Source organism: Nostoc cf. edaphicum LEGE 07299, assembly GCF_015207245.1.
GTDB lineage: Bacteria > Cyanobacteriota > Cyanobacteriia > Cyanobacteriales > Nostocaceae > Nostoc > Nostoc edaphicum_B.
This window is the reverse complement of the sequence record NZ_JADEXF010000769.1, coordinates 1-3,186: the sequence shown is the minus strand read 5'-3', so window position 1 is coordinate 3,186 and position 3,186 is coordinate 1. Positions and strand designations below refer to the sequence as shown.

Genomic DNA, 3,186 nt, shown 5'->3' with positions numbered 1-3,186 from the left:
CCCCAAGTAACTCAGGAAGCAATTCAGATGCAAACCATTGTCAGCTTAGTGGCAGCGGAATTAGGAGTTGCGCTTGTCCCAGCTTCACTCCAGAATTTGCAACGAGCAGGGGTCGTTTACAAACCGCTCGAAGACCAAACGCTCTATGTCAAGTTGGCAATTGTTTGGCGAAGTGCAAACACCTCGCCCGTGCTACACCAATTTCTAGCGCAATCAAGAGCCGTTACACGATTTAAGCAATGCTGTTGAGGCTTATCAAAACGCTTGTACTCCCCCAATTCATAGATGCGCCCATTGGACTATTCCTCATCATCTAGTTCATCGTCTTCCTCCTCAAAATCATCATCGTCTAACTCAGCTTCCAAATCGTCGGTTTCATCGAGGAAGTCGTCATCGTCAATAAGTTGAATTTTGCGAGGTGGCTTGGTCGCTGGTTTGGATTTCCGAACGCTTTGAGTTTTGTTCCTATTCTTATTTGGTGGCAATACTTCCACGTCTACAGATACCGATTCTCCTGGCAAAGCAGGTAGGGATTGAGGTTCATTAAAACCAGCGATCGCATCATGTTGTTGCCAAATTAGGGCTTTAGCTGCGGGTTGACCCAAATAAAATTGAGACAGATTTTCAACGGTGGGTTTAGTATAGTCTACAGTCTTACAACAGTCGTGTTTATTCTTACCTTCGCCCTCTTTGACAGCTTTGAACTCGACTGACAGCACACCTAAGCTACGCCACCTATCGGTTTTGCCGCTAAATGGCACTTGGAAATAGTCAGCAAAGGTTTTTTCCAAAGAACGGTAAAACTCCTCACGCACTGACTTAAAACTCCAGAGAGCTACATTCTTAAAGCGGACAACGACAGGAGTAGTATGCAGGGGTTGATTATCCTCATCCAGAAACACCAGTGCATGTTCTGAACACACATCCATTGTTTTCTTGTCAAGGTTATGCTTGTATTCATCATAAAGCCCAACAAAAGAACCACCCAAGTCTTCAACATCTGATTTATAACGGATATACTCTGGCACAAAAGCTAAAACTAGTAAACGTGCTTGAGTAATTAAGAGTCCAGTAACATCTTCAGTTAGGGTGACAATGGTTAGGTCGTTTTCATCAGGCATATCAAGCCAGCCAGCCTTTTCTAGCTGATCTTCTGGAATCAGAAGTCCGGCAGGTTTGTCATTAACGACAATGCCGTAAGGCAGTAACGGTCGTCTAACTTGGTTATAACTGTCGCTGAGAAGTTCTGGGTCAATATCGTCAATATCAAGGTCTGACAATTGAGTGTCAGGAGCTTTAGATTTAGCTGCTTGAGTTTTGGTATTAGCTTTGGGATTAGAAGCAGCAGTTTTGGCAGTAGATTGATTGGAGCGATTAGAGTTGTTTGAAACCCTAGATTTAACCATTGGACTACATAAATATGATTGCCCAACGCATGAGGCGTTAGCCTCAAAACTTATTTACCAATCGTTGTTTATGAGGCAATTACTCTCCACCACAGATTGAAATTACGCCATCAAATAAAGTATCTTGAATGCTAATTTACAAACTAGCGAAAATATAGATGAGGATGAAAGGAGGTTAATCATGAAATTATCACCACTATATATACAGTGGGAGCAAGAGGCTCAAAAGCAAGGGCAACGTATGGTTGTAGACAATTTACTAACAGTTCGATTTGATACGTTAGATGAACAATTAGCCACAATTATTCAGCCTATTCTAGAGCTACCTTCACAAGAGTATGCTTCTTTACTGTTGCAGTTATCGAATCTCTCCCGTGAGGATGTATTGGCCAGGTTTAACAGCAACCACTCATAAAGGTGTTATGTATCTGACACTCCTCTATAAATAGAGTTTCTAACACCTCTAAAAAAATGTCCAAAAGGTCAATTCCCTAGCTTTCAATTGGTAGCTAAAATTTCTGCTAAATGCCTACTTAAATGCTATGAACCTTTACCAGAAAAATCTACCAGACAACCAGATCACTGCTAACTCAACATTAATTGAAGTCTCATCCTTTCAAACACCTCTGGCTAGTATTGACTTTGGCAAGTTGTTTCAACAGTATAACAATCCCCAAGGTTGGATGATGGTAGGTGGAATACTGTTCGTTATACTGTTGTTGCAAATCAGTGGTACTGGTAAGGGAAAAATTACCACTGGTAAAGTCTCCGGTATCAGCGAGAAACTAGCAGCAACTAACCTAGCACTCAAGCAAATCAAGGAGCATAAACACAATAAAGTTACCCTGTGGTCTGGAACTCCTCGCTATTGGGTAAAAGGTAAATGGCGATCGCTAATTACTAATCTGCAAACAATGTTAGGTGCATCTCCTAGTGTTTGGTTTCCCAATGCCGAAAGGGGAACACTGGTAATAGGTGCGCCTGGGTCTGGTAAAACCTACTCTACCATAGACCGGATGTTAGAAAGTGCTATGCAGCAAGGTTTTCCGATTTTACTCTACGACAAGAAGGGCGACCAACTACGACTCCATGCACCCCTAGCTGCCCGTTATGGTTACAAAGTACGAGTATTTGCCCCCGGTGAACCCTTTAGCGGTGTTATTAATCCTTTGGATTATATGCGTGATGCACGGGATGGGGTAATGGCAGGAGAAATTGGACAAGTGATTAACCGCAATGCTTCCAGTGGTGGTAAAAGTGATGAGTTTTTTGCTAAAGCCGGAGACTTGTTAGCTAAAGCACTATTGCAGTTAGTTAAGGGTTCTCCTTACCCAGATATGGCGATGCTTTATGCGGTGCTGCGGTTGCCAAAACTTGTACAGCGTCTTGACCATGCAGTACAGTCCAAAAGGTTGGATGAATGGGTAGCGACTTCATTTATTCAATTTTTGAGTGCCAAGGATGCAGAGAAGACTATTTCGGGGATTTTGACCACAGCAGCAGGTACTTTCTCATCTTTCATCCAAGCTGATTTGCTGAGGGCATTTATAGGGAAATCGGATATTCCCACTAAGCTTGAAGGTAGAGAGATGGTGGTGTTCAAGCTAGATGATGAACGTCGCAGTGTGGTGGGGCCTCTGCTGGCAGCTGCAATGCACTTGATGATTGTTGGTAATTTGAGCCGTCCCCGCAAAGACCCGTTGATTATTTCTTTGGATGAATTACCATCAATTAAGCTAGACCGTTTACCTCAATGGATTAATGAATATCGTTCCAACGG

Annotated in this window: 4 protein-coding genes; 3 read left to right on the top strand and 1 reads right to left on the bottom strand. The window is 42.7% G+C overall.

Annotated features, from left to right (window positions below):
• Nucleotides 1–249: LysR substrate-binding domain-containing protein (locus IQ229_RS20400; RefSeq protein ID WP_265583002.1), on the top strand; the 249-nt coding region annotated here is incomplete at its 5' end.
• Between the two features lie 50 nt (nt 250–299).
• Here IQ229_RS20400 and IQ229_RS20395 read toward each other — a convergent pair.
• Nucleotides 300–1,406: a DUF5895 domain-containing protein gene (locus IQ229_RS20395; RefSeq protein ID WP_162398219.1), complete on the bottom strand. Its 1,107-nt coding sequence runs from the start codon at nt 1,404–1,406 to the stop codon at nt 300–302.
• A 181-nt stretch (nt 1,407–1,587) separates the two neighbouring features.
• On the opposite strand from IQ229_RS20395, the gene IQ229_RS20390 reads away from it, so the two are divergent.
• Entirely contained in the window at nt 1,588–1,821 is a 234-nt protein-coding gene (locus tag IQ229_RS20390; protein WP_162398220.1) for a hypothetical protein, read from the top strand.
• Nucleotides 1,822–1,948: 127 nt separating this feature from the next.
• On the top strand, nt 1,949–3,186 hold a 1,238-nt coding region (locus IQ229_RS20385; protein WP_194046862.1), incomplete at its 3' end, for a type IV secretory system conjugative DNA transfer family protein.

Coding starts and splice junctions, on each gene's coding strand:
- IQ229_RS20390 (WP_162398220.1), top strand. CDS start 1,588: ATGAAATTATCACCACTATATATACAGTGGGAGCAAGAGGCTCAAAAG.
- IQ229_RS20395 (WP_162398219.1), bottom strand. CDS start 1,406: ATGGTTAAATCTAGGGTTTCAAACAACTCTAATCGCTCCAATCAATCT.